Below are 26,592 nucleotides of genomic sequence, written 5' to 3'. Positions count from 1 at the left end.
GACCATGCTGGCCATCATCACTTAAGGCATCGACGTACCACCAGAGATAAGCACCCGACCCGACCGCTTGGTCAAACCGAGGTGACCCATCAGGGTTGCGGCCGCCATACGACCTGAGAGGGCCGCCATGGGCACTCCCGCCCCCGGATGCGCGCTGCCCCCCGCTAGATAAAGACCCGGTATCGCTGTTTGAGCTGCTGGCCGACGAAAGGTATCCATCCAGCCGTGATTGGCTTGGCCATAAAGAGCCCCACCCGTTGCCGGAAAGAGGCGATGAAAGTCCTGTGGCGTAGTGCGCGTTACCGTTGCATCCGCTAAGGAGAGATTGAGGCCACAGTGTTCGAGTAGGGAAAGGGATTTTTCTTGACATGATTCAATCTCGGCTTGAGTGGGTTGTTGGTGATCACCAGTGGCTGGCGCATTGACTAAACATAGGAGTCGCTCTCCTTCGGGGTGCGAAAGATGATGGTCGGTTTGATCTTGGGCGCAAATGTAAACCGTTGGCTTTTGTGGCAAACGCTTGCGGTAGAAGATATCCGTGAACTCGCTATCGTAGTCTGAGTCAAAAAATACATTGTGCCGAATCAGTGGGAAACCCTGAGGCTTCGCAAACATCGACCAGGTAATTGCGGATAGCGAGCGGGTGGTTTGGGTAATTGGAGAGGCTTGACGATTGGCTTCGCCCAATAAGCCAGCTTGTAGTGCCATGGCATCGCCATTAAAGATAACGGCTTGCGTCTGAATCGTTTCGCCATTACTTAAACGCACCCCTGAGACCTTTCGGTTGCGTTGCATAATCTCTTCGCAGTTCATGCCGCAGATCAAGCGTACTCCTTTGGAGCGCGCCAGATCTGAAAGTGCTTGAGTAATGGCGATCATGCCGCCTTGCACGGCCCAGACTCCTTGCATTTCCACATCTGCGATGAGCATCAGGGTCGCAGGCGCCTGAAACGGTGAGGAACCGCAATAGGTGGCGTAGCGCCCAAAGAGTTGATGTAAGCGCGGGTCTTTAAAGTAGCGACCTAGACTTTTCCAAAGATCATTAAATAAACCAATTTCATACAGTGCTTTTGAGCCAGTTGGTCCTAAATCACTCATCATGCCCATCATCGAGGGCCGTTGCGACAACATATAGGGTTTTTCTAAGGCGCGATAGAGTTTGCGGGTTTGTTCGCAAAAATCAATGAAGCGCCTTGCCTCTGCAGCACCGGCAAAATCTTCAATTGCTTTAGCCGATTCATCACGATTGGCAAAAAGATCTAAACGCTCGGATTTGCTCCATGCATGGCGGGCTAAAATTTTGAGAGGTTCTATTCGCAGCACATCTTCTAGTCGTGTGCCTGCATTGGCAAAGATGCCGTCAAAGACCCAGCGCATGGTAAATACGGTTGGCCCAGAATCCACTCCATGACCAGCACAATCAATCTGTCGGATTTTGCCCCCAAGGCTTTGCTCTTTCTCAACCACGATGACCTCTAGACCGGCGCTAGCAAGTTCAAGAGCGCTCACTAAGCCACCGATGCCGCCACCGATCACCACAATGGGTTGATTACCAAGGGATTTAGGCAAGCGTTCTTCCTTTCCATGAACCGGTTGCGTCAAATGGTTGAAAGCGCACAAACATGGATTCCGAAAAATATTGACCTTGCATGGCGGATTTGATGGCTGCCAAGTGTGCGCCCGAGCGCGCGTAAGTATCCATCGCTGCCTGAGATTCCCAGATGGTAAAGGTTGCTTGCCGTAAGATCGGCGCCTCACCAATACCTGCAGAGATTAGGCAACCCTCGGTATGCAATAAATCGACTTCTGCAGGTGGTGCCTTGGTCCAAAACGATATTGCTTTTGAGGGCTTAATCGATGCCCGCGTAAGTGAGGCGATTGGCCCTGAGCTTGGTGGAGCAATCGACTCACTCAATTGATGGCCAGACCATTGGCCTTTAACTGAATAAGCACGCAGTTTGACGGTAAATAGTTCATGGGCATGTTCTTGATACCACTTTAGCAAGGGGGATTCGCGAACAAATGCATTTGCATGCTCCAAAGAATCAAAGAGACTAAATAAACCTTGATGGGTTCCACTGGGGCTCACCGAGAACCCGGCATTCTTCCCAGACCCCATGTGTTTTTGGAGCAATAAGCCGCTTGGTCGATAGGTGCTAAATCGGTTGAACATCAGACGCGCAATGCCGGCGAGTTTGGCTTGCGGTTGGATGCTGACCAAGCTCATGACTGCTACCTGTGAAGACATCTTATTCCTCGATGTCGCTATCTTTGCTTTGATCGCTCAGATTATATTTACGTAATTTAATGTAGAGACTTTGCCGAGAGAGACCAAGCATCTCAGAAGCAGAGACTCGATTGCCACGCGTGAGCTCGAGTGCGGCTTTAATGCAAAGCTGCTCAATCAAATCAGTCGTCTCGTTAATAATTTCTTTTAAAGGTAAGCGGCCAACCAGTTGTGTGAGTTCTTCACTCGAGCGTGTAATTGACTCTTCGGGTTGGATCTTTGAGCGAATGCGTGAGCCAACCTCACGAATCGTAAATCCTAAGCATGCATGTGGGTAGGCAACCGATACAGCAGAGATCTCAACCGGATGCAAAGTACCAAACGAGTCTCGAATCGAGGTTGCAAATAACTTAATAGATCCCTTTTCTTGAAGATTGGAGAGCATGACACGTAAATCGACACTCGAACGCTCAAGCCAGCGCTCCAGAGGCTCATTTAAGATTTGATCGAGCTTATCAGCCATGATCAGACGCAAGAATGCTTGATTCGCTGTTAATATTTTCCCGGCTGAGTTGGTCACAATAAAGCCATCGGGCGCATTTTCGAGCGCTTGAATCACTAATGATTGTGCGCCTGCATCTTGACGGTCAACAAATTCACCCGAGCGCTTAATCGTGATTAATAGTAGGGATTGGTTTTCATTGCGAAACGGTGCGGCTGATAAAAATGCCTCTTGGCCATTAAGTAGGTGGGTATTGAGGTCAGCCGCAGTACTGGTATACGCAACTTTACTCAGTAATGACTGAGCCTGAATGCGATCGCCCTTCGATAAATAATCAATCAAGGAACGGCCATTGAGCTTTCTAATAGACTCGCTTAACAAATTAGCAGCACGGGGATTGGCCTCAACAATCTTGAACGTATTTGCGTCAAGCACTAATACGGCCTCGGAGGCCATTTCAAATAAAACGCGATACCGCGTTTCAAGTTGGCGCAGGCGAGTGTAATCACGCTCAATCGCTTGCTGTGCGTCGACTAAGCGTTGTTGTAGGAGGGAGATCTCGCGTAAATCACGAGCGAGCGCAATAATCTGCCCTGTACTTCCAATTTTCAGTGTTGCGCAGAGGAGGGGCAAATCACTGGCGCCCGGCATCGCAACATTAATTTGCCGAAAGCGCGAGAGGGAGGATTCATTGGCATCCGTTAAGAGCGCCTGAATCTTCGGACGGCTTTCTACAGTGACCACATCGATCCAAGATTTACCAACCCAGTTTTCTAAGTTGGGGCTTCGTAAATCGGGGTTACCAAACGCAATACTTTGAATCACACCCTCTGAGTTCAGGGTGAGCGAGATATCTGCCGAAGCCTCGATGAGATTGGCAATCTCTTCGGGGTTGAGCTGCCCAAAAGTGTGAGCGGTGCTGGCAATATTGGTCACGGTCTCGATCTTTTATTCGTTTTTCTTAAACTCGCGATTTTAAGATATTCTCAGCGGCAATTACCGCATCTGGGGCGCTCAAAGTGCAAATGTCTGCAGCGCATTGATCCATTAATTCTGGCTTAGCATTAAAGAGTGCGCCCCCAGCCATAATCCCAATTTGGGAGTTAGCTGAACATTTCCGAATCGCTTGGACCAAATCCTGCATGGCGTCCCATTGCAGCTCATACGAAATTGAGATCCCAACAATATCAAATGTTTGTTCGCGGCAAAGCCTAAGGATTTCCTCACCAGAGGGGTTGGCTACTGTTGTGACATCCCAGCCTGCTTGGATAAAGAATTCGCTCAACATTAATACCCCCATCGTGTGTTGGGAGTGGGGCATTGCAAACAGTAGCGCTCTTCCGGATAGACCTTGCTGCTCATTTTGAGTGTTTCGAAAATCAGGGCTAAGTTCTTGCATGATGCGCTGAACTCGACCGAGGGCAAGGGTCACGGTTGTAAAACTTTGCTCATCGAGTTCCCAATAACAGCCTAAGCGCCTTGCGGCTGGTGCAATTAAATCAAGATAGATCTCGTTTAAATCCCGACCTTCAAGGCGCATGGCTTGAATATATCCAAGACAAATATCATTCGAGCTATGAATGAGCAATTCAGCAAAGTGTTTCACCTCATCGCTTGATATTGGCTCCTCAGCACTTCCGGAATCAAGGTCCGTGTGCTTATTGCCGTGCTGCATCAGAAGGCGGGGAATAATTTGTGCCTCGATGGTTTTATTCAGTAGATTATTGAGTTCATGGGATGGTAGCGAATCCACCTTTTGGGAAATCTTGGTATTGAAGCGCGGTTTTTCGTGCCATGGTTGGCCTTCCTTGCCTTCTGATGCCTGATTATTGTTTCTCGGTAGATTAAATTGATCCACTCTTAACCCCTAAGCCATTTACATATGTTGCGATGCAATATTTATCGCATTCCAAGCACCTTTTTTTAGATGACTCCTTTCAGAAATCCAACTAAAAATAGGCTAATCCAGGCCAAAAACCTTCCTTTTTTGACCAATTTCCCTAAGGTTTACCACTAGGAGTCTAAACTGTCAAAATAATTTGACATATATAAGGGTTTATTCCTAGATTTGTCTACATAAAAAAGCGTAAACTTAGGTTTACATATTTATATAGGAGCCAGGCTGCGTAAGGAAAAAAGCACATGGCAAGTCAAATTCACCCCCTTTATACACCCGAAGAGCGAATTCGACGAGATCGTTCGAAGTGGACCTTGGTTCAGGGGATCTTGGCGCCTGTGCAATTTGTCATTTTTTTGGTGAGTTTGTATTTCGTGATTCGATTTTTAATCACGGGGCAGGGCGAGTTTGCCGCCAATGTCTCGATCGTGATTAAGACCTTGATTCTCTACACGATCATGATCACCGGCAGCATTTGGGAGAAAGAGGTATTTGGTAAGTATCTTTTTGCCCCCGCTTTTTATTGGGAGGACGTGTTCAGCATGCTGGTTTTGGCATTGCACACTGCCTACTTAATCGCGCTTGTATTTGGTGTTTTAGAGCCCCGCGCACTGATGGTGTTGGCCTTATCGGCTTATTTGGCGTATGTGATTAATGCCGCCCAGTTTTTATGGAAACTGCGCCAGGCTCGTTTGCAAGAGTCAAGTCAAGGAACAGAGCGGGTGATGGCATGAACCGTGTCATCCCTTTACAGTCCGCTGCCGCTGCGTGCGATTCGCAAGATCGCGCAATCCTCAAAGAACGTGGTCAACGCGAGGTATTTTGTGGTCTAACCGGCATTATTTGGCTGCACCGCAAAATCCAGGACGCATTTTTCTTAGTGGTTGGCTCTCGAACTTGCGCACACTTGGTGCAATCGGCTGCGGGCGTGATGATTTTTGCGGAACCCCGTTTTGCTACGGCGATCATCGATGATCATGACTTGGCGGGATTGGCTGATGCCAACGAGGAACTCGATCGCGTGGTTGATCAGCTCCTCACTCGCAGACCCGATATCAAAATGCTCTTCCTGGTCGGCTCATGTCCATCGGAAGTGATCAAACTCGATCTCTCACGCGCTGCTGAGCGTTTAAGTAAAACCTATACGCCACGCGTGCGTATTCTCAACTACTCGGGTAGTGGCATTGAAACCACCTTCACACAGGGTGAGGATGCTTGCCTGGCCGCACTTGCCAAAGAAATTCCGCGGCATGCACAAGATCATCCGGCACAGAGGGAAGTGGATCTATTGATTGTTGGTTGCTTAGCCGATGTTGTGGAAGATCAGTTTTCCCGAATCTTTAATGAGCTGGGCATTGAGTCATATGCATTCTTTCCGCCCAGACGGTCTGGTGATATTCCCTGCCTAGGACCAAATACTCGGTACTTGCTTGTACAACCATTTTTAACCGAAACTGCTCGAGTCCTCGATGATATGGGCGCAAAGCGAATTCCAGCCCCATTCCCACTTGGTGTGGAGGGTACAGAGGGGTGGTTTGCTGCCGCAGCGAAGGCATTTGGAATTGATCCAAATCATGTTGAGAAGGTGATTGCACCTAAACGTCAACGCGCAAACCTGGCGCTTGAGCGCCAACGGCAAGTACTCAATGGCCGCTCAATCTTTTTCTTTCCAGATTCACAATTGGAAATCCCGCTGGCGAGATTTTTGCACCGCGAACTGGGCATGCAGCTTACTGAAATCGGGATGCCTTATATCCATCGCCAACATCTGGCGGAGGAACTAGCTTTACTGCCAGCTGAAGTGAGCTTATCCGAGGGGCAGGATGTGGAGAAGCAACTCGATCGCTGTCGTAATTATCGTCCCGATATGGTGGTTTGCGGCTTGGGTTTGGCAAATCCATTGGAGGCTGAGGGCATGACCACCAAGTGGTCGATTGAGTTGGTGTTCACACCGATTCAAGGGTTTGATCAAGCGGCTGATCTGGCTGAACTCTTTGCGCGGCCATTGGTGCGCAGAACTAAATTTGCGGCTTAGGAGAGCTCATGAAATTAACGCTCTGGACCTACGAAGGACCGCCTCATATTGGTGCGATGCGTATCGCAACGGCAATGGAGGGCGTGCATTACGTCTTGCATGCACCACAGGGCGATACCTATGCAGATCTGCTCTTCACCATGATCGAGCGCATGAACAAGCGCCCACCAGTGACCTACACCACCTTTCAGGCACGTGATCTTGGTGGTGATACCGCTGAGTTGTTCAAAGATGCAGCGCGTTCTGCTTACGCACGTTTTAAGCCCGACTTACTCATGGTGGGTGCGTCATGTACCGCTGAATTGATTCAGGATGATCCGGGTGGATTAGCGGCTGCATTGCAACTGTCAGTCCCGGTATTGCCATTGGAATTGCCCGCCTATCAGAAGAAAGAAAACTGGGGCGCCGCAGAAACTTTTTATCAAATGGTACGTTTGTTAGGTAAAGACTACGTTTTATCCCCTGGAGAGAAACGTAAACCACGGCCTGCTGGATTGCCACCAAGTTGCAATATTTTGGGACCAACCGCTTTAGGATTTCGGCATCGCGATGATTTGGTGGAAATTCGGAAGCTACTACGACAGATTGGTGTGAGAGTCAATGTTGTCGCACCCTTGGGCGCTAAACCTGAAGACATTTCACGACTGCATGAGGCAGACTTTAACGTGGTGCTCTATCCCGAGGTGGCTAATAGTGCAGCCCAGTGGTTAAGTAAAAACTTTGGGCAGCCCAGTACTAAAACCATCCCAATCGGATTTAATGCAACACGTGCCTTTATCGAAGAGGTATGCACCCTAGCGCAAATCCATTGCGATATCGATGAGTTGACAAAACGCTCACGCGCACGCTGGTATGCCTTATCGGTGGATTCAACCTATTTAACGAATAAACGTGTCTTCATCTTTGGTGACGCAACTCATGCAATTGCGGCTGCAAAAGTTGCATCCCAAGAAATGGGCTTCCAGGTCGTTGGTCTTGGTACCTACAGCCGAGAGTTGGCCAGGGAAGTGCGAGAGGCCGCAAGTCAGTATGGCATTGAAGCCTTAATTACGGATGATTACCTAGAGGTCGAGCAACGCATTACCGAACTACAGCCTGAGTTGATTCTGGGTAGTCAGATGGAGCGCCATATTGCCAAGCGCCTTAAGATTCCATGTGCTGTTATCTCAGCACCAATTCATGTGCAAGATTTCCCAGCACGCTACTCGCCACAAATGGGATTTGAGGGAGCCAATGTTCTCTTTGATACCTGGGTCCATCCATTGATGATGGGATTAGAAGAGCACTTGATTGGTATGTTCCGCGAAGACTTTGAGTTTCATGATGGCGCAGCTCCATCTCATTTGGGCCATGGACATCAGCGCACCCCCGCGAATGAGGCGAATGTCGCGTCTGAGCCCACACCGGTTCCTGAGGTGGCAGTAGCTAATGGCGCCCCTGTTACTGAGAGTGTGTGGGAGCCAGAAGCACAGAAAGAGCTCAATAAGATCCCATTCTTTGTGCGCGGTAAAGCCAAGCGCAATACCGAGCGCTTTGCGATTGAGCGCGGTTTATCAACGATTTCTTTAGAAACTTTGTATGACGCAAAAGCCCATTTTGGACGCTAAGCGCACTGGAGCCATGTTATGAACGTAGTCAATATTCCCGTAAGTGAGATGAAGTCACGACGAGCTGACGGAGAGGGCAGTGTTCAGGTACAACTTGATCCTAATTTAAAGATTGGGAAGGCAAAAGTCTTTGCGGTTTATGGCAAGGGTGGAATTGGTAAGAGCACGACCTCCTCGAATCTCTCGGTGGCGTTCTCTAAGTTAGGAAAGCGTGTGATTCAGATTGGTTGCGATCCAAAGCATGACTCCACCTTCACGCTCACCAAAAAATTAATGCCGACCGTGATTGATGTCTTAGAGAAGGTTGACTTTCACTCGGAAGAATTGCGCGTCGAGGATTTTGTCTATGAAGGCTACAACGGTGTTATGTGTGTCGAAGCCGGTGGCCCTCCGGCAGGTACGGGCTGCGGCGGCTATGTGGTAGGCCAGACCGTGAAGCTACTGAAAGAACATCATTTACTCGATGACACCGATGTGGTGATTTTTGATGTCTTGGGTGATGTGGTGTGTGGTGGCTTTGCAGCACCCTTGCAACATGCGGATCGTGCACTGATTGTGACCGCTAATGATTTTGATTCGATCTTTGCGATGAATCGCATTGTGCAAGCGATTGGAGCTAAGGCCAAAAACTATAACGTGCGTTTAGGCGGCGTGATTGCTAATCGCAGCGCTGGTACCGATCAGATTGATAAGTTCAATGAAAAAGTGGGCCTTAAGACAATGGCACATTTTCCAGATCTTGACGTGATCCGTCGCAGTCGCTTAAAAAAATCAACGCTCTTTGAGATGGAGCAATCGCCAGAGCTCGATAAAGTTCAGCAAGAGTATCTCCGTTTAGCGGCAGCCCTCTGGGCGGGCGCAGATCCCCTGCCAGCAGTACCCATGAAGGATCGTGACATTTTTGATCTCTTGGGATTTGATTAATTAAGGCATCAGCATGCAAGAGCATTCGTATCTCGAAAAACGCAGTCAGTTGCAGCAGTACTTTGATCGAACTGCCTTTGACGCTTGGGCAAAATTAACGTCCACTGCACCGGTAAGTGGTATTCGTAAAACGGTACGGGCAGGGCGCGATGAGATGCGTAATGTCCTTTTAGGCTACCTGCCTAATGATCTTCATGGACAGCGGGTTCTGGATGCGGGTTGCGGGACTGGTGCACTCGCGGTCGAGTTAGCCAAGCGCGGCGCGCAAGTGATGGCCACCGATATCTCACCAACCTTGATTGATCTAGCACGCGAGCGCTTACCGACCGATTTGGGTCGGGGGTCAATCGAGTTCTTTGCTGGCGATATGTTAGATCCGGCCTTGGGAGATTTTGATCACGTGGTTTGTATGGACTCCATGATTCATTACCATCGCCGCGATATTACCAAGGCACTAGCGGGGCTTGCGCAACGGACGCGGCAACGGATTGCATTTACTTTTGCGCCTAAGAACCCATTTTTATCCACCATGATTGCCGTTGGACGTTTATTTCCACGCGGTGATCGTGCACCTTTTATTGAGCCAGTTGCTGAGCAAACGCTGGCGAAGTTAATTACACGCGAGCCTGATCTGAGTACCTGGAAGATTGATGCGACCCAAAAGATTGCACGCGGGTTTTATATTTCGCAGGCGATGGTGCTAAGTCGATGATGCGAGTGATGAACCTTAATCTATTCTCGGCCTGGCGACGAATCTCGCCACGGTTTATGCCATTTTCTGATGTGGCAACCAAGGATTTGCCTTTAAGTAAATGGCTACGCTTGGCATTGTTTCAAGTATCGGTGGGGATGGCGACTGTGATGCTGATTGGTACCCTCAATCGCGTCATGATTGTTGAAATGGGTGTACCCGCGAGCCTGGTCGCGCTGATGGTGGCGCTACCTTTATTGTTTTCCCCGTTTCGTGCTTTAGTGGGATTTAAGAGTGATCACCACCGCTCCTTTTTGGGCTGGAAGCGCGTTCCTTACATTTGGTTGGGTAGTTGGTTGCAGTTTGGCGGTCTCGCCATCATGCCATTCTCTCTGATTCTGTTGTCAGGGGATTCCAATTGGCCTCATTGGTTTAGTTACATTGCCGCAGCGCTGGCATTTTTATTAGTGGGCGCTGGGATGCAAATTACCCAAACCGCCGGCTTAGCGCTCGCCTCCGATTTAGCAACGACAGAATCCCGTCCACGGGTGGTAGCCCTTATGTATGTCATGTTTCTAATCGGTATGGTCTTTAGTAGCGTGATATTTGGACTATTGCTAACAAACTTCTCACCACTGCGTTTGATTCAAGTGGTGCAGGGCGCCGCAGCCCTAACGATGGTACTGAATCTGATGGCGCTGTGGAAACAAGAGGCACGCCAACCAAAGACTAAGGAGCAGCTCAATCAAGAGCCAATCACTCGCTTTAAAGAGTCTTGGAGCCGATTTGCCAAGCAAGACAAGGTGATTCGATTCCTGGTTGCGCTAGGGATGGGAACCGCAGCCTTTAGCATGCAAGACATCATTTTGGAGCCTTATGGAGCGGAAGTACTTCACTTATCAGTGAGCGCTACCACCTTGTTAACCGGCTTGACCTCGATTGGAGCCTTATTGGCATTTATGTTGGCGGCCAAGGTCTTAAATCGTCGGATTGATTCGCATCGCTTAGCTGCGATTGGGGCGCTCTGCGGGATCTTTGCCTTTACTTGCGTCATCTTCTCTGAGCCATTACTGGCGCCTAATTTATTTCGAGTCGGCGCATTCTTGATTGGTTTTGGTGGGGGATTGTTCGCAGTTAGCACTCTCGCAACCGCCATGAGTTTTGATTCCTTGGGCATGAATGGTTTGGTCATTGGTGCGTGGGGTGCGGTGAGCGCTACTGCAGCTGGTCTAGCAATTGGACTTGGTGGGGTGATTCGGGATGTGGTCTCGACCTTAGCAGTATCTGGGTCACTCGGATCCGTTTTGGTCTCACCGGGAACGGGGTACAGCTTTGTCTATCACATTGAACTGTTTTTGTTGTTTGCAACCTTAGTTGCGATTGGTCCTTTGGTTGTGATGAAACGTCCAAAGCCATCGCTGTCAGATTCGAAGTTTGGATTAGCAGAGTTTCCAAGCTAATTCATTGTTAAAGAGGGGAGTACGTTATGGGAACTGGAGCAATTACACAATACGTGGATGTCGCGCAATTAGCCCTGTATGCATTTTGGGTTTTCTTCGCCATCCTCATTTATTACCTCACCATTGAGAGTAAGCGTGAGGGATTTCCGCTTGAGTACGATCAAGCCGGCAAGGTGCGTCGTGCCGAAGGCATTGCAGCGATGCCTAAGCCAAAAACCTTTAAGACCCAATTTGGTGGCGATGTCACGGTGCCACGAGATGAGCCCTTAGAACGTTTGGCTGCTAGACCAGCAAACGGGATGAATGGCGCACCGATTGAGCCAACCGGCAACCCAATGCTCGATGGTATTGGCCCAGGCGCATATGCCAATCGCGCTGATGTGCCCGATCACATGCCAGAAGGCGGCCCGCGCATTGTCCCAATGCGCTTGTTGGGTGACTTCAGTGTAGCCAGACAAGACATTGATCCGCGTGGTCTCAATGTAGTGGGTGCCGATGGCGTACGTGGTGGCACCATTAAAGAGATTTGGGTTGATCGCCTCGAGATGATGATTCGGTATCTGGAGCTTGAGACCACCCCTGAAGCAGGTGCACGTCGTGTGCTATTGCCCATGAACTTTGCTCGGGTCGGTCGCAATCAGGTATCTGTGAAAGCAGTCTTGGGTAAGCACTTTGCTAAAGTACCCGCGACCAAGAGCATGGAGCAAATCACCTTGCTCGAAGAGGAAAAAATTATGGCGTACTTTGGGGCAGGTACCTTGTACGCCACTCCTGAGCGCAGTGAGCCACTGGTGTAATTGGAATGAGCACCATCTACCAATCCCCAGAGCATGAGTTCGAGGCACAGCCCGGATTGCCCGAGCCATTGCCTCAAGATGAGCGTATTCTTTGGCAAGGAAAGCCAGACCTCAAATCATTTGCACTTCATGCGGCACATTTGCAATGGTTTGCACTTTACTTTTCTGCCATGGTGGTTCTCAAGATTATTGCGATTAGTCGCTCTACGGGCGGATGGGCTGAGGAATGGCCTGGCTTTGCCTGGGCTCTGGGACTGTCTCTGTGCGCATTGACCTTGTTGGCCTTGCTCACCTATTGGTCGGTGAATGCAACGATGTATACCTTAACTAATCGACGTCTAGTGATGCGCATTGGGATTGTGCTGACGATTACATTTAACTTACCCCTCAAGCGTTTGGCTCAAGCAGGTGTCCACATTTATCCAGATGGTAGTGCGGATATTCCCATCAAACTCAATGCGGATGACAAAATCCCATTCTTGCATTTATGGCCCCATGCCCGCGCTTGGAAGTTGGCGCATCCCGAGCCCATGATGCGATGCGTACCGGACGGTGCCAAGGTAGCTAAGTTATTTGCAGATACCTGGGCAACCATGAATCAAGTTGAGTTGCGCCCCCAACCCATCAATCAGCCCGAGTCGTCCGCAAGTTCTTATGGACAGGGAATGGCGATCGCAAAGGTATCCCAATCGCGTCCATGAGCCGCTCATCGTCACCCCTTCTCAGCAAAACAACGGTTCTGATGCTCGCACTCGGAGTGTTTGCCGCGTTCATTGCTTGGGTGATTACGCAGTCTCAACAGATCGCGCGCTATCCCGATGCGCCAGCAAAAATGATTAAGCAACTCCGATTTGAAGATCGTCCCGATGGCTCAATTGCGGTAGTCGACTATCAATCGAAGCAGCAAGTTGATGTGATTATTGGGGAGGCTGGCTTTGTGCGCGGAGCATTACGGACCTTGGCGCAAGAGCGCAAGCGTCGCGAGATCGGAAGCGAGCCACCTTTTGAGTTAATTGCCCGTCAAGATGGGCGCTTAACCCTTGCCGACCCCAGCACCGGACGCATGATTGATTTGGAATCTTTTGGGGTTATTAATTCACAGCATTTTGCACGCCTTCTTCGGACGGATGCAAATCAAACCCAACAACGTTGATATTGGAGAACTAGATGGAATCCGCAGAAAGCCTATTACGAGACCAGATTCCGGCGACCCCGCAAATTAATGATTCAACGAAGAAGGCATTGCAAGATGCCATGTTGAGTCCGCGTTTTTACACCACCGACTTTGCCGAAGTGGATCGGACTAATATTGATGCATTGCGCTCGGAGTGGAATGTTCTAATGGCTGAGTTTGCAGCCGATATTAATTCTGATCACTTTCAGCGGCCTGCTGATATGAGCAAGAACTATTCCAATGTGGATCCGGAGCTCTATGACGAGTTTGTTGATTTCTTGATTAGCTCGATTACCTCGGAGTTCTCAGGATGCATTTTGTATGCCGAGATCAAGCGTAAGGTCAAGAATGAGGATATGAAATTGCTCTATGGCTATATGGCGCGAGATGAGTCGCGCCATGCTGGCTTTATTAATCAGTGGTTAAAAGATTTTGATATCGGAATTGATCTTGGTTTCTTAGCGAAGGCTAAAAAATACACGTATTTCAAGCCCAAATTTATTTACTATGCGACCTACCTTTCAGAGAAGATTGGGTATGCCAGGTACATTACGATCTTTCGAGAGCTTGAGAAAAAACCAGAACTCCGTTTTCATCCGATCTTCTTGTGGTTTGAGAGATGGTGTAACGACGAGTTTCGCCATGGCGAAGCGTTTGCATTAATTATGCGCGCCAACCCCCACTTATTAACGGGGCTCAATAAGTATTGGATTCGGTTCTTCTGCTTAGCGGTCTACAGCACGATGTATGTCCGTGATCATTCACGACCACAGTTGTATAAAGCGATGCAAATTTCACCCACTGACTATGACAAAAAGGTCTTGCGAATTACCAATGAGATTACCAAACAAGTATTCCCCATCTCCCTGAACTTAGATGACCCCCGTTTTTATGAGTGCATGAACCGCATGCTGGCCTTATTCCAAAAAATGGATGTGTATAAAGCCCGCGGAGGTTTCATAGCAAAAGTGATGGTGCCGCTCTTAGGGGTGCGTGCTGGTCTAGTCTTTGCCCGCGCCTATTTCTTACCCGTACACAACCATGAGCTACCCCGTAATGTCCGCTTGGTCCCTAGTTGGTAACGAACGATGAGTCTGAGTAGCTTTCTTTTTCCAATGCTCTACACCATCTTCTTATGGTGGTTTGGCACCGGAATCATTTTGTTACTCAATCAACGTCCGCGTTCAACCCATCAGGCGACCTTTTGGATGAGCGGCATGGTTTTGCTGTTTGCTTTAGTGGGCCTAAAGACCAGTGCTAATCTCAATACAGTGGCTGGAGCGTATTGCGGGTTTACGTGCGCTTTATTGGTTTGGGCTTGGCAAGAGATTGGATTCTTATTAGGGTATGTGACTGGCTCGCGCCGAAGCCCATGCCCGCCCGATTGCAGGGGTGTACGCAAAGCGATTTATGCGTTTCAGACCATCTCGCATCATGAGTTGGCTCTCATCATTCTCGGAATTGCTGTTGCGGTCGCTACATGGGGTGGCAGTAATTTAGTCGGTTTATGGACCTTTCTCATCCTCTGGGCGATGCGGCAAAGCGCCAAGCTCAATGTGTTTTTAGGGGTATTGAATCTAAATGAGAAGTTCTTGCCTGTGCATCTGCAATACATGCATAGCTACTTTACCAAGCGGTCTATGAACCCCTTATTACCGATTTCAATTCTCTTGGCAGGTTTAGTGGCCTTACCACTTTGGCAGCATGCGTTTGCCATTAATGCCAATGCATATCAAATTGCGTCCTCGACCATTTTGGCGACCTTACTCTCGCTTGCCATCTTGGAGCACATCATGATGGTCCTACCATTTTCAACTGACGGATTATGGAAATGGGGACTTCGGTCTTAAACCAAACTTCGCAACGGTCTTGGCCAACTCCATTTGCAATTCTGGAGTTGCTCAAGCCCATTACGTGGTTTCCACCCATGTGGGCATTTGCCTGCGGAGTGATTGCAACTGGTGTCGCCATCACCGAGCGTTGGCAGATATTACTCGCTGGTGTATTGCTAGCTGGTCCGATGGTGTGTGCCACTAGTCAGGCGATCAATGACTGGTTTGATCGACATGTGGATGCGATTAATGAGCCCAATCGTCCGATTCCATCGGGACGTATGCCTGGACGTTGGGGTCTGTACATTGCCATTCTTTGGACTGGATTATCGCTTCTAGTGGGTTGGTGGATAAGTCCTTGGGCATTTGTTGCTACCTTAATTGGCCTATTCTTAGCTTGGGCTTATAGTGCGCCACCGTTACGCCTCAAACAAAATGGTTGGTGGGGCAATGCAGCTTGCGGCTTATCGTATGAAGGTCTTGCATGGTTCACCGGTTCCGCGGTGATGTTGGGGGACGTGTTTCCCTCAACCGCATCGATCATCTTAGCCTTGCTTTATAGCATTGGCGCACACGGCATCATGACCTTAAATGACTTTAAGTCGATTGAGGGTGATCGCCAAATGGGTGTGCGTTCATTACCAGTGCAATTGGGTATCAACGGAGCGGCTTGGAATGCCTGCTTGATGATGATCATCCCGCAATATCTAGTGGTTGGATTCTTGTATTGGCATGGCAGTTCATTTCATGCATTGGCGATCCTGGTCTTAATCATTGCGCAATTGCTCATGATGAAGTATTTCTTGGAGGACCCCGTAAAGCGCGCTTTATTCCTAAGCGGTTTTGGTGTCCCATTATTTGTGAGCGGCATGATGGTCAGTGCCTTTGCAGTAGGTCGATAAGATGACGTCACATACGACCACCCTCAATTGGTTTGGAATCGCTCGCTTAGGTCTGGTGCAAGCCTCCTTGGGTGCGGTGGTGGTATTAACCACATCGGTTTTGAACCGAGTGATGGTCATTGAACTCGCGCTTCCTGCTTTATTACCTGGATTGCTAGTGGCGATGCACTATCTGGTGCAATTTATCCGACCCCGTATGGGTTTTGGGTCGGATCGCAGCGGTCGTTCAACGCCCTGGATTCAGGGTGGGATGTTAGTTCTGGCGAGTGGGGGTGTGTTAGCAGCAAGTGCTGTCGCTCTCATGAGTCGTGATGTCAGTTGGGGCATTGGTCTTGCTTTTATTGCCTTCATGATGATTGGCTTGGGAGTGAGTGCAAGCGGTACTGCCTTACTGGTACTCCTGGCAAAACGCGTGGATGAGAAACGTAAAGCCGCGGCCGCAAGTTGTGTTTGGCTGATGATGATCTTTGGCTTTGCCATGACCGCAGGAATTAGCGGAAAACTGCTCGACCCATTTTCTTTTGAACGCCTCATCATGGTGTCGCTTGGGGTGTCGTGTTTGGCCTTAGTCATCAGCTTCATTGCGCTGCATGGGCTTGAGCCTAAATCATTGGCGCAAGCGGCACAAAACGCCAATGAACCCAAGCTGCGCTTTAAAGAGGCCTTAGCCGAAGTGTGGCAAGAGTCCCGGGTGCGCCGCTTTACCGTATTCGTCTTCATTTCGATGTTGGCATATAGCTCACAAGATTTGATCTTAGAGCCATTTGCAGGTACTGCGTTTGGTTTAACGCCTGGAGAAACGACAAGCCTATCAGGCCTTCAGCATGCAGGCGTGCTTTGCGGGATGCTTTTGTGTGGATTTGTTACGAGTAGAAGTAAGAATCCCAACTTATCGTCCTTGCGGATGTGGACGGTAGGCGGTTGTATCGCCTCGTCACTCGCCATGTTGAGTTTGGTGATGTCTGGATTAGTGGGCCCAGGTTGGCCATTCTTTAGCACGGTATTTATATTGGGCGTATCCAACGGTGCGTTTTCAATCGCTGCGATTGGCTCCATGATGCAATTTGCTGGCATGGGCAAGGAGCGTCGCGAAGGTGTGCGAATGGGAGTTTGGGGCGCAGCGCAAGCGATTGCCTTTGGTCTGGGTGGTATTTTAGGAACTGGAGCGAGTGATCTTGCGCGTTATTTATTAGGCGACCCAGTGACCGCCTACGCGAGTGTGTTTTTCATTGAAGCCATTTTATTTATGGCTGCTGCCATCTTGTCCTTTTATATCCGACCAATTGAACGAATTACCAAGTCCCAGTCGATTGAATCATCAATCCCTCGTCAGCTTATTTCCCATGGAGGATCATCATGAGTACCCTAGAAACCTTTGATGCAGTGGTCGTTGGTGGCGGGCCCGCGGGGGCGACTGCTGCGGGCGATCTTGCCAAAATGGGGCATACCGTCTTATTACTCGATCGTGCAGGGCGTATCAAACCCTGTGGTGGTGCAATCCCACCCCGTCTGATTAAAGACTTTGAGATTCCCGATGAGTTATTGGTGGCTAAAGCCCGCTCGGCCCGCATGATCTCTCCCAAAAATAATCAAGTGGATATTCCGATTGAGGGTGGCTTTGTGGGAATGGTCGATCGCGATCAATTCGATGAATGGCTTCGAGTCCGAGCAGCCAATGATGGCGCTAGGCGTCGCACTGGTATTTTTGAGAAGATTACACGCGATACCGATGGCACTGCAATTGTTCACTATCGGATTCACTCAACGAATCGATCTGAGCCAGAGAAGACCGGCGCAGTCCGAGCGAAGGCGATTATTGGTGCTGATGGCGCGAAATCAGGAGTCGGGCGTCAAGCCATCCCTGGGGCCAAAGATGTGGACTATGTGTTTGCCTACCATGAGATTGTTCGAGTACCCGAGGCACCTCCTCAAGGTTATGACGGATCGCGTTGCGACGTGTTTTATCAAGGGACGCTATCCCCTGACTTCTATGGTTGGATCTTTCCTCATGGCAATACCATGAGCATTGGGACCGGCAGTGCTGACAAAGGGTTTTCATTGCGTGGTGCCGTTGGCCAATTAAAGAAATTGACCAATTTAGAGAACACCGAGCTTCTTCGTCATGAAGGTGCACCGTTACCGATGAAGCCACTTAAAAAATGGGATAACAATCGGGATGTGATTTTAGCTGGCGATGCCGCTGGAGTCGTTGCTCCCGCCTCCGGAGAGGGGATCTATTACGCCATGGTGGGTGGCCGCCTAGCCGCAGAATCGGTGCATGAGTTATTGGTGACAGGAAATGTCAAAGCACTAGCCCAAGCACGTAAGCGTTTCATGAAAGAGCACGGTACCGTCTTTTTGGTACTTGGGATCATGCAACGTTTTTGGTACGGCAACGATAAGCGGCGTGAGCGTTTTGTCAAAATGTGCGAAGATAAAGACGTTCAACGTCTAACTTTTGAGTCGTACATGCATAAGAAATTAGTCCGCAAAGACCCCATGGCCCACATCAAAATCTTCTTTAAAGACATGGCCCACCTATTGGGTATGGCTAAGGTATGAGTGCGGAGTGGTTTGCACACTATAAGCCGATCATTTTTGCTGTTGTTTGGGGTTTAGTGCTCGCATTGGCTGGGGCCTGGGCTACCGATATCGGTGAGTGGTACAAAAGTCTTCAGCAGCCCGCCTGGAAACCACCCGATTGGGTATTTGGTCCCATGTGGTCGACTATCTTTATTCTTGCGGGCATCGCTTTTGTGATGGCCTATCACCGAGCTCCTAATCAAGAGACCATTCGCATGTTGGTCATTCTCTTTATTGTGAATGGCTTATTTAATTTCATCTGGAGCGTGTTGTATTTTCGGATGGAACGACCGGACTGGGCTCTGATTGAGGCGGTTGGGTTATGGCTTTCTGTATTAGCGATTGTGCTGGCCACCCGTTCGTATTCGCCGATCTCTAGCCTCTTAGTATTGCCATACTTGGCTTGGGTCTCGGTGGCCATGCTTTTGAACTGGACCACGATTCAATTAAACGGCCCATTTGGTCGGGGTTAATAAAAAAGCCAAGCATTGCGCTTGGCTTTTCTCGGGGCAGGGTACTTATTAACCCAAGCTATCCGCCCAAATATTACGAGCCCAACCCCAGGCATAAACACCCTCAAGTTTGGTGGGTTCGGACGATAAGCCACCAGACCCAGGAACAGTCTTGAAGGTCTTATCTTTAGCATCGTACTGGTGGACGCTAGCAACGTGGACCACCTCGTCTGCATTGACGAAGCTATAACAGGTGTTGGTGAGTACAGGTGCTTGATTAATCTCAAAGCCGCCGAGCTCAGCAACCACAGCTGCTGCTGCAACCTTCGCATGCGAGTTCGCCATGTGGCCTGATTTAGGCATTGCTGGCGCAATCTGAATCGAATCACCAAGAACATGAATATCTTTGGCGGCAGTGGATTCAAAGTTGATGTAGTTCACATTGACCCAACGGGCATTCGAGTTGGCAATGCCGGTCTTCACCGCAATATCACCTGCACGCATGAGGGGTAGAACATTCAATACATCAGCCTTAACATCGTTTTGTACATCAAATTTGAGAGTCCTTGTTTTGCTATCAACCTCAACCACGTTGTGCTTGGGGCGGTATTCAATCATGCCGGGATACATCGATGCCCAAGCTTTCTTAAATAGACCGCCCTTGGAGGTCACATCATCATTCGCATCCAAGATCAATACCTTGGACTTGGGCTTAAATTGCTTAAAGTAACTGGCCACTTGGCAGGCCCGCTCATAAGGCCCAGGAGGGCAGCGATAGGGTGCCATTGGGATGGAGATTGCGTAGACGCCACCATCTTTCATAGACTCCAGTTGTTTGCGAAGCAGGACGGTTTCAGCACCAGCTTTCCATGCCTGAACCGTAACCCCTTCTTGGTTGGCCTTATCTAAGCCTTTGATGGTATCCATCATGAGACCAATGCCAGGTGACAGGATTAGCTTGTCATACTTCATTGAGCCGCCGGAGGCAAGACGAATAGTCTTTTGCTTTGGATCAATGGCGGCCACCATATCCTTCACAACCTTAATGCCGTGACGCTTCGTCAAGTTGTCATAGGGGGTTGAGATATTCGAGATGGTGGTATGGCCTCCAATCACGAGATTGGAGAGTGGGCAAGAAATGAACTCAGGATTGGGTTCAATTAAGGTAACTTGGGCGGTATTGTTTGAGAACATCCGCACATACTTGGCAGCGGTTGCTCCACCATAGCCACCCCCAACCACGACCACATTGGCTTTACTGATATTGACAGGAGGACTGCTTGCGCAACCGGCTAATACGCCGAGAGAAGCAGCTGAACTAACACCTAGAAAGTGACGACGATCCATTTTTTTATCCTCAATTATTTTTTGCCAAGTACATTGGAAATGGTTTGAAGTTGCTCATCGGTATAGCCTTTGGCCAACTGATGCATGATGGTGCCAGTTCTGGCGCCGCTCTTGAAGGCCTTGAGTTGGGTGAACATCGCATCGGGCGTTAAATGATTAATTTGTGGCATCCCTGCATTGGGTACGCCAACGCCATTGGTGCCGTGGCAATTAGCACAAGTAGCTGCCAAGGAAAGTTGATTGATATTAGCTGGACTGGTCTGACTCGCGGCAATACCGCTAAAGGTCAGCAAACCTGTGGTGCCAATGCTAAGCCCTACGAGCTTGAGCTGACGTGCAGATGGAAAGTGCATTTTAATAATCTCCATTGGTTTTAATGCGAACAACAAAAAGCTTTAGTGATATTAAATGATTGATGGGCAATATTTAAAAGAATGTCTCACGAATTCAATACTTATTAGTCATAATGATATAACCCAAGGGATCCCCTGGGATTAAGGTTTTCCCTAGGTTTTGTGCAAATCTATTTGGGAAATGAAGAGGCCTATACGCCAGACTAATAAACTAGCGACTATGCAAACGCCCATTTCTATTCCGTCGATTCTGTTTGGGCTCGTTCTAGCATGCATTACTTATCTGTATGGGGTTGATAGTCGCTTTGCTCCCAAGAATGGCGATGAATACCCTTATACCCATATTGTCCGCATGACCAATGCATCCGATGCATGGTTGCCGCTGCAATCAGAAATGATCGGTATTAAAAATACCAAGCCGCCATTGTTGTTCTGGCAGGGCATGCTCTCAAGCGAGCATGGCAATGCATGGTCGCTATTTAATTTGCGCTGGCCCAGTTTGGTGTACACCGCACTTACTACCCTCCTAATTGTGTTGAGTGCAGTCGCAATGAGTAAAAATCTCTCGGCTGGAGTATTGGCAGGGGTTATTTGGCTTGCCTTTTTTAATACCTATCGCTATGGGCGCCCCTACCTGGCCGAGCCCCCAGAGATCTTTTGGCTCTCCCTTCCATTTTTTCTGTTACTCATCGTTGGCAAAAGACTGGCTGACTCTAGATTCTTATTCCCATTAATCACGGGCTTTGCCTTTGGTTGCGCATTGCTTTATAAATCGGTGGCCTACATTGTTCCTGCCTGCCTCGTATTATCCCTGTGGTACTGGCAATGGCGCGATCGTCGGGTGATGGAGTGCATCCAGCGCGACCTCCTCAAAGTGATCTCGATTGGCCTGATTGCATTAGGCTTATTTGCACTGTGGTTTGTGTTGGATCCGGACCCGCTGGCGATCTGGAATGAGTTCGTGATTGGTGAAAATGCAGGTAAGTTCGCAGCCAGAAATACGAGTTATTTAAAAGACTTCGTCTGGGGTGGTGATAGTGTAGGCATGCTCTTAGTGACGGGAGTAGCTAATGCCGGATTTTTAACATTCGCGGTATTCAACCTCTTTTATCTGGCAATCCGTGATCGCAAGCCAATGAGCACCGAAGAGAAGTTACTATGGATTTGGATCGCAGTGTTCTTCATTATCTTTTCTCTTCCAAGTCAGCGCTCAGGCCGATATCTGCTACCGATCATGCCAGCGATTGCGATCTTACTGGCTATTCATTGGCAGCAACTCAATCGCTGGACCTTATGGATTGGCTTGGTATTACAGGGCATTGTCTTGGTGGCTTTGGCATGGCTCTCTTGGAACATCTATCTTTGGTCCTATCCCGTATGGCATTGGTTCTTACTGCTTGGTGCAATCGGCATCGTTCTAGCTGGGCTAGTTCAGACCCGTTTTACCAAGACAGCAACATTACTGGCTTGTTTTCTCACGATGCTGAGTTTAAGTAGTAGCATCATGCCGCTTGATGGCGTGGCAGGGCGGTTTGATACCAAAACCATTACCGCACTCCAAGGTAAAACGGTGTGGTTCCCTTGCGACTTTCGAGCTAAAGACGAGGAGTATCGCTTTTTGATTCCAGGCGCTGAAATTAAGGGCTATCCCGCGAGCGAGGCTAAAAATCTCACCCAGTTGGCTAATCGCTATGCCTATTTTGCAGTTCAGGCCCCGGTGAATACCAAGTTTGCCCCATGCCCTGATTGTGAGGTCATTGGTGAGCGCCTTGAGATGCGTGCTCGACACTCGTCTGATGAGATTAAGGCGATGCTGTTGGGCCAAGTGAGCGACAATCTCTTTGTGAAAGAGTACATCGTGTTTGCCCCATTCAATATCGGTAAAGATACCTCCACCGAGAAAGATGCATGTCGATGATGCGGGTGTTGGCATTTGTATTCTTAGTGGTTGCGATCGCAATGGCGTATTTTCAGTTGGACGATCATCCGGCTTGGGCTGATTTTCAAGTTCCTACCGAGTTAACCAATACCGATCCAATCCTATCGTCCATTCCAAGCCCATCGAAAACGAAGACCATCGTTAATGCGCCCACATTGCAGGGCTTAGCGGAGTGGTTACCTGATACCACAAGACCCTCGGTGCATGCGGCAAGTGTCATTCCATTAAAAGACGGAAACTGGCGTGCGTTTTGGTTTGCTGGTTCGCGAGAGGGCGCGGCCGATGTGGTGATTCAGAGTGCGGTGTGGGATTCAACAAACAAGCAATGGGGTCCAGCGAGCGTGGTCCTCGATCGAGAGGGCGCGCAAGCAAGTCTCGGACGATACATTGCCAAGCTTGGTAATCCTGTGCCCATGCGCAATATCAATGGGCAATTACAACTTTATGTGGTAGCGGTATCGATCGGCGGTTGGGCTGGTAGCTCCATCAGTGTGATGCATTCGGATGATGATGGATTGACTTGGACTGGCCCAAAACGTCTCATCACTACACCCTTAATTAACCTCAGTACCCTAGTGAAGGGTTCTGGATTTTTGTTTGCGGACGGCACCATGGGAATGCCGGTCTATCACGAGTGGATTGGTAAATACGGAGAGTTATTGCGGCTTGATCCGACCGGTCAAATGCTTGATAAACGACGCATGACCTCGGGCCGCGGCACTTTGCAACCCATTGTCTTTATTGATGATGCCCAGCATGCGAGCGCTTATTTTCGTCAAGCTCGTCGAACGGGCGCCAAGCAAATTCCGGTGAGCTACACCACTAGCGCTGGTGAGCGTTGGGAGTTAGCGCCTGACTTAGGTCTACCCAATCCGAATGCAGCCATCACTGGAGTGGAGCTATCGGATCGAACTCGTTTGATGGTCTTTAATGATTTAGAACACGGACGTCATCGCTTGGTCCTCGCCGCGTCATGGTCCGGCCAGACACAAGCAGATAGTAGCCAGCCAGCTAAGAGCAACTACTCTCCATGGAAGACGATTGCCGTGCTTGAGGATGAGACGGCCTCAATGACCAATCCCAAGGAAGAGTTTTCCTATCCCTATATGAGTCTGAATCAACAAGGCCAAGTCTTGCTGGTCTATACCTGGAATCGCAAGCGAATTAAGTCTATTCTTTGGGATGCTGGTAACTTACAGTTGTATCTCCAGCATGTAAAAGCAGAAACGGATCAAACCCCATGACCTTGGCTACCCTCATTCATCAGCTGCCGCTCATCGAGATCAGTCTTGTGACGAGCATTATTTGCTTACATCTAGTTCGCTCCATACTCAATAAGGCTCATGGCTTGATTGCGGGCTTGTTCTTTGTCACCATTGCATCACTCGTTTTATTGGCCCCATTCGCTGCAATTGGTGCACCTTGGAACTTACCGTTTGCGGCTTACATTCGTGGCGTGACCGGCGATTTGAGTATTTTGAGTCTGTTGCTAATCTTATTTACATGGAGTGGATGGAGTGCATTTCGAATCGCAAGCGTGACCCCAATACTGATTGCAGTGATAGCTATCCTGTTTTATCCATTTGCTTTGGGACTTACCTTTTTTGACCCCTACGCTTGGGGTTACCACTCTAGCGTTTTTGCAGGAACTGTTTTGTTGATCGCCGCAATTTATTTCTTTGCCAAGCACTCCTGGGAAGCTCTGATGTTATCGATTGCCGTGATTGCTTGGTCCATTCACTGGCATGAGTCGAATAATTTATGGGATTACCTCTTAGATCCGTTTCTCGCTGCCTGGGCAATTGGATTAAGTATTCGATGGGTGATTTGGGGTAGACCCAAACAAAATGATCTGGATGGATGGGGCATCGATGCAAGTCTGATGGCGCGTCGCAAACGCGGTCGGATGTTTGGCTAATGCCCAAATAAAAAGGCCGGTTTGCACCGGCCTTGGAATCATTGAAAGTCCAACAAATTAATCAGGAATGTTGGCTTTACGAATGATCGGACCCCAACGGTTGATCTCGGCATCCAAGTGAGCTTTCAGCGACTCACCGTTTTGCTTCGCAACGGGAACGATATCAATATTCGAGGAATCCAAGCGAGCCTTCAGATCAGGATCGGTCAACGCCTTCTTGAGAGCAGCATTAAGTTTCTCGAGAACTGGTTTTGGTGTGCCAAGCGGAGCATAAATACCATGCCATACCTTCACATCAAAGCCTTTCATGCCTTGCTCATCCAAGGTTGGAACATTGGGGAGGGCGGAAAGACGCTTAGGAGTGGTTACGCCATAGACCTTCACCTTGCCGTCTTTAATGAACGGAATGGTTTGGGTGGTCTGGTCGCACAAAATGTTAACTTGACCACCAACTAAGTCAGTCAAGGCTGGGCCTGTACCTTTGTAAGGAACGGTTGTCACGCGCACACCCAAACGGCTCTGAAAAATCAATCCGCACAATTGAGATACGGCGCCAGGACCCGCATTGGCCATGGTCACTTTGTCTTTATTAGCGCGAATGTAGGCCTCAAGCTCTTTGAAGTTGTTAGGTGGGAAGTTTTTGCTACCTAAGAGCACCATTGGTACGTCAGCAACTTGACCGATGTACTCAAAGTCTTTGAGGGGGTCATAGGGAAGCTTGTCGTATAGAGCTTGAGCAGTAGCCATGCCCATGTGATGGATGTAAATGGTGTAACCATCGGGCTTGGATTTAGCAACTTTTGCAGAAGCAACAGTACCACCTGCACCAGGAACGTTTTCAACGACAACCGATTGACCCAAGGATTTACTCATTTGGGTTGCCAATAGACGAGCAATGGTGTCGGTTGGGCCGCCAGCAGCAAATGGGACCACGAGGCTAATTGGTTTATCAGGGTATTTTTGTGCGTTTGCAGTGCCGCTTAACAACACACCAGCACCCATCACCGCAGCAAGTAATGCATTCAAAGGTTTTTTCAAGTTCATTCAAAAGTCTCCGTTAGGGATAAAGCAAACGCCATTTTGCCATGGTTTTGTGGCGGCAAACCTAGGGATTACCAGCCAAACTTAGGATGCGGCGCGCTAACATGACAACTGGCCGATCAATCATCTTGCCATCCACCTTGGCGGCTTGCCCCCCAGAGGCTTGATCTGCCGCAATCACCCGTTGGGCCCAGTCGATCTCTTGGGGAGTGGGGGTAAACGCTTGTTTCACAACAGGTATTTGCTTCGGATGAATGCATAACTTGGCGCCAAAGCCAAAGCGTCTAGCTTTTTGTGCATGTGCAAAAATGAGTGCTGTATCGGTCGTCGATTGAGTAACCCCATCGATTGGTGGGGCTATCTGCGCTAATTTTGAGGCCAAAGTCATCATAAATCTGGCGGTATCTAGTTCCGTTTCATTCTCATCGCAGCTGATGCCAAGCTCGACTTGCATATCAAAGTTACCCAGCGCAAGCCGTAAGACCTGCTGCGAACTTGCGATGTCATTTAAATGATGTAGACCAAGTGGGGTCTCGATCATGGGAATGAATGCGGTGTTGGGGAGCTCTTCGGCAGCGCCATTGATATGATCGCGCGTCTCCGTTTTGGGGATCATCAGGCATGGTGCTTGCAACTCTTTGAGTAATACCAAATCCGCTGCATAAAACGGCGAACCTGGTGCATTACAGCGGACCACCAGCCGCTCTTTATCAGAGTCTGAAATCGATGACCAATGTTGTTTGAGTAGTTCGCGCGCTTTGGGCTTGTCGTCTAGACCAACGGCATCCTCTAAATCAATAATGACGCCTTGTGCCCCACTAGCAAATGCTTTGCTGTAGCGCTCCGGTTGATTCGCTGGAACAAACAAGAAGCAACATGCATCACTAAGTGTTAAGTGGGGGAGGTTCATG

The 26,592-nt window shown here is 49.1% G+C and carries 26 protein-coding genes; 18 read left to right on the top strand and 8 right to left on the bottom strand.

The genetic code is table 11. The features are described 5' to 3' along the window. Positions 1–21 precede the first annotated feature (21 nt). The 4 genes from crtD to QUE64_RS06655 are packed head-to-tail and all read right to left on the bottom strand — an operon-like array spanning position 22 to position 4,587. Positions 22–1,569 (bottom strand): 1-hydroxycarotenoid 3,4-desaturase CrtD, encoded by a 1,548-nt coding sequence (gene crtD / locus QUE64_RS06670; protein ID WP_286225055.1) that lies wholly within the window; start codon positions 1,567–1,569, stop codon positions 22–24. Beyond that, complete coding sequence (locus QUE64_RS06665; protein WP_286225054.1) at positions 1,562–2,248, bottom strand: spheroidene monooxygenase; 687 nt, start codon at positions 2,246–2,248, stop codon at positions 1,562–1,564. The genes crtD and QUE64_RS06665 overlap by 8 nt, the downstream gene beginning before the upstream one ends. Before the next feature lies 1 nt (position 2,249). Further along, positions 2,250–3,665 carry a transcriptional regulator PpsR gene (gene ppsR, locus QUE64_RS06660; RefSeq protein WP_286225052.1) on the bottom strand — a complete coding sequence of 472 codons (1,416 nt, stop codon included), beginning with the start codon at positions 3,663–3,665 and terminating at the stop codon, positions 2,250–2,252. A gap of 25 nt (positions 3,666–3,690) precedes the next feature. After that, on the bottom strand, positions 3,691–4,587 hold the full coding sequence (locus tag QUE64_RS06655) for a cobalamin B12-binding domain-containing protein (RefSeq protein ID WP_286225051.1): 897 nt from the start codon (positions 4,585–4,587) through the stop codon (positions 3,691–3,693). A gap of 284 nt (positions 4,588–4,871) precedes the next feature. Between QUE64_RS06655 and bchF the strand changes: the two genes are divergently transcribed. The 15 genes from bchF to QUE64_RS06580 are packed head-to-tail and all read left to right on the top strand — an operon-like array spanning position 4,872 to position 19,104. Then, the gene (gene bchF / locus QUE64_RS06650) at positions 4,872–5,360 is read left to right on the top strand and encodes a 2-vinyl bacteriochlorophyllide hydratase (RefSeq protein WP_286225050.1); all 489 of its coding nucleotides are present in this window, start codon (positions 4,872–4,874) and stop codon (positions 5,358–5,360) included. Then, complete coding sequence (locus QUE64_RS06645; protein ID WP_286225049.1) at positions 5,357–6,661, top strand: ferredoxin:protochlorophyllide reductase (ATP-dependent) subunit N; 1,305 nt, start codon at positions 5,357–5,359, stop codon at positions 6,659–6,661. Before bchF ends, QUE64_RS06645 begins: the two co-directional genes overlap by 4 nt. 8 nt (positions 6,662–6,669) lie before the next feature. Beyond that, positions 6,670–8,268 carry a ferredoxin:protochlorophyllide reductase (ATP-dependent) subunit B gene (gene bchB / locus QUE64_RS06640; protein ID WP_286225048.1) on the top strand — a complete coding sequence of 533 codons (1,599 nt, stop codon included), beginning with the start codon at positions 6,670–6,672 and terminating at the stop codon, positions 8,266–8,268. 18 nt (positions 8,269–8,286) lie between these two features. Next, the gene (gene bchL, locus QUE64_RS06635; protein ID WP_108508824.1) at positions 8,287–9,192 is read left to right on the top strand and encodes a ferredoxin:protochlorophyllide reductase (ATP-dependent) iron-sulfur ATP-binding protein; all 906 of its coding nucleotides are present in this window, start codon (positions 8,287–8,289) and stop codon (positions 9,190–9,192) included. A gap of 13 nt (positions 9,193–9,205) precedes the next feature. Further along, positions 9,206–9,904 (top strand): magnesium protoporphyrin IX methyltransferase, encoded by a 699-nt coding sequence (gene bchM, locus QUE64_RS06630; RefSeq protein WP_286225047.1) that lies wholly within the window; start codon positions 9,206–9,208, stop codon positions 9,902–9,904. An 8-nt stretch (positions 9,905–9,912) separates the two neighbouring features. Beyond that, on the top strand, positions 9,913–11,343 hold the full coding sequence (locus QUE64_RS06625) for a BCD family MFS transporter (protein ID WP_286225046.1): 1,431 nt from the start codon (positions 9,913–9,915) through the stop codon (positions 11,341–11,343). A 26-nt stretch (positions 11,344–11,369) separates the two neighbouring features. Beyond that, on the top strand, positions 11,370–12,140 hold the full coding sequence (gene puhA / locus QUE64_RS06620) for a photosynthetic reaction center subunit H (protein ID WP_286225045.1): 771 nt from the start codon (positions 11,370–11,372) through the stop codon (positions 12,138–12,140). Positions 12,141–12,145: 5 nt separating this feature from the next. Continuing rightward, positions 12,146–12,841 carry a photosynthetic complex putative assembly protein PuhB gene (gene puhB / locus QUE64_RS06615; RefSeq protein ID WP_286225044.1) on the top strand — a complete coding sequence of 232 codons (696 nt, stop codon included), beginning with the start codon at positions 12,146–12,148 and terminating at the stop codon, positions 12,839–12,841. Then, positions 12,838–13,293, top strand: a complete 456-nt coding sequence (gene puhC / locus QUE64_RS06610; RefSeq protein ID WP_286225043.1) for a photosynthetic complex assembly protein PuhC — start codon at positions 12,838–12,840, stop codon at positions 13,291–13,293. Before puhB ends, puhC begins: the two co-directional genes overlap by 4 nt. 14 nt (positions 13,294–13,307) lie before the next feature. After that, positions 13,308–14,396 (top strand): magnesium-protoporphyrin IX monomethyl ester (oxidative) cyclase, encoded by a 1,089-nt coding sequence (gene acsF / locus QUE64_RS06605; RefSeq protein ID WP_286223284.1) that lies wholly within the window; start codon positions 13,308–13,310, stop codon positions 14,394–14,396. A gap of 6 nt (positions 14,397–14,402) precedes the next feature. After that, positions 14,403–15,164 (top strand): putative photosynthetic complex assembly protein PuhE, encoded by a 762-nt coding sequence (gene puhE, locus QUE64_RS06600; RefSeq protein ID WP_286225042.1) that lies wholly within the window; start codon positions 14,403–14,405, stop codon positions 15,162–15,164. Beyond that, complete coding sequence (gene chlG / locus QUE64_RS06595) at positions 15,140–16,048, top strand: chlorophyll synthase ChlG (RefSeq protein ID WP_286225041.1); 909 nt, start codon at positions 15,140–15,142, stop codon at positions 16,046–16,048. Before puhE ends, chlG begins: the two co-directional genes overlap by 25 nt. Before the next feature lies 1 nt (position 16,049). After that, a complete protein-coding gene (locus tag QUE64_RS06590) occupies positions 16,050–17,408 on the top strand; it encodes a BCD family MFS transporter (RefSeq protein WP_286223281.1) in 1,359 nt (452 codons plus the stop codon). Then, positions 17,405–18,610: a geranylgeranyl diphosphate reductase gene (locus QUE64_RS06585; protein WP_286225040.1), complete on the top strand. Its 1,206-nt coding sequence runs from the start codon at positions 17,405–17,407 to the stop codon at positions 18,608–18,610. Before QUE64_RS06590 ends, QUE64_RS06585 begins: the two co-directional genes overlap by 4 nt. Further along, a complete protein-coding gene (locus tag QUE64_RS06580) occupies positions 18,607–19,104 on the top strand; it encodes a TspO/MBR family protein (RefSeq protein ID WP_286223279.1) in 498 nt (165 codons plus the stop codon). Before QUE64_RS06585 ends, QUE64_RS06580 begins: the two co-directional genes overlap by 4 nt. Before the next feature lie 48 nt (positions 19,105–19,152). Here the strand turns inward: QUE64_RS06580 and QUE64_RS06575 are convergent, their stop codons facing one another. After that, on the bottom strand, positions 19,153–20,430 hold the full coding sequence (locus QUE64_RS06575; RefSeq protein ID WP_286223278.1) for an NAD(P)/FAD-dependent oxidoreductase: 1,278 nt from the start codon (positions 20,428–20,430) through the stop codon (positions 19,153–19,155). Between the two features lie 14 nt (positions 20,431–20,444). Further along, positions 20,445–20,783: a c-type cytochrome gene (locus tag QUE64_RS06570; RefSeq protein ID WP_286223277.1), complete on the bottom strand. Its 339-nt coding sequence runs from the start codon at positions 20,781–20,783 to the stop codon at positions 20,445–20,447. Between the two features lie 220 nt (positions 20,784–21,003). Here QUE64_RS06570 and QUE64_RS06565 point away from each other — a divergent pair, with 220 nt between their 5' ends. The 3 genes from QUE64_RS06565 to QUE64_RS06555 are packed head-to-tail and all read left to right on the top strand — an operon-like array spanning position 21,004 to position 24,640. Next, positions 21,004–22,701 carry an ArnT family glycosyltransferase gene (locus tag QUE64_RS06565; protein ID WP_286225039.1) on the top strand — a complete coding sequence of 566 codons (1,698 nt, stop codon included), beginning with the start codon at positions 21,004–21,006 and terminating at the stop codon, positions 22,699–22,701. Beyond that, the gene (locus QUE64_RS06560) at positions 22,692–23,966 is read left to right on the top strand and encodes an exo-alpha-sialidase (protein ID WP_286225038.1); all 1,275 of its coding nucleotides are present in this window, start codon (positions 22,692–22,694) and stop codon (positions 23,964–23,966) included. The genes QUE64_RS06565 and QUE64_RS06560 overlap by 10 nt, the downstream gene beginning before the upstream one ends. Then, on the top strand, positions 23,963–24,640 hold the full coding sequence (locus QUE64_RS06555) for a hypothetical protein (RefSeq protein WP_286225037.1): 678 nt from the start codon (positions 23,963–23,965) through the stop codon (positions 24,638–24,640). Before QUE64_RS06560 ends, QUE64_RS06555 begins: the two co-directional genes overlap by 4 nt. Before the next feature lie 57 nt (positions 24,641–24,697). Here the strand turns inward: QUE64_RS06555 and QUE64_RS06550 are convergent, their stop codons facing one another. Together QUE64_RS06550 and QUE64_RS06545 are read right to left on the bottom strand one after the other, a co-directional pair. Further along, complete coding sequence (locus QUE64_RS06550; RefSeq protein ID WP_286223273.1) at positions 24,698–25,684, bottom strand: Bug family tripartite tricarboxylate transporter substrate binding protein; 987 nt, start codon at positions 25,682–25,684, stop codon at positions 24,698–24,700. Positions 25,685–25,745: 61 nt separating this feature from the next. After that, on the bottom strand, positions 25,746–26,591 hold the full coding sequence (locus QUE64_RS06545; protein ID WP_286225036.1) for an HpcH/HpaI aldolase/citrate lyase family protein: 846 nt from the start codon (positions 26,589–26,591) through the stop codon (positions 25,746–25,748). Position 26,592 lies beyond the last annotated feature (1 nt).

Source organism: Polynucleobacter sp. HIN7 (assembly GCF_030297595.1).
GTDB lineage: Bacteria > Pseudomonadota > Gammaproteobacteria > Burkholderiales > Burkholderiaceae > Polynucleobacter.
The sequence above is the reverse complement of the archived record's forward strand: the minus strand, read 5'-3'. Positions and strand labels throughout refer to the sequence as shown.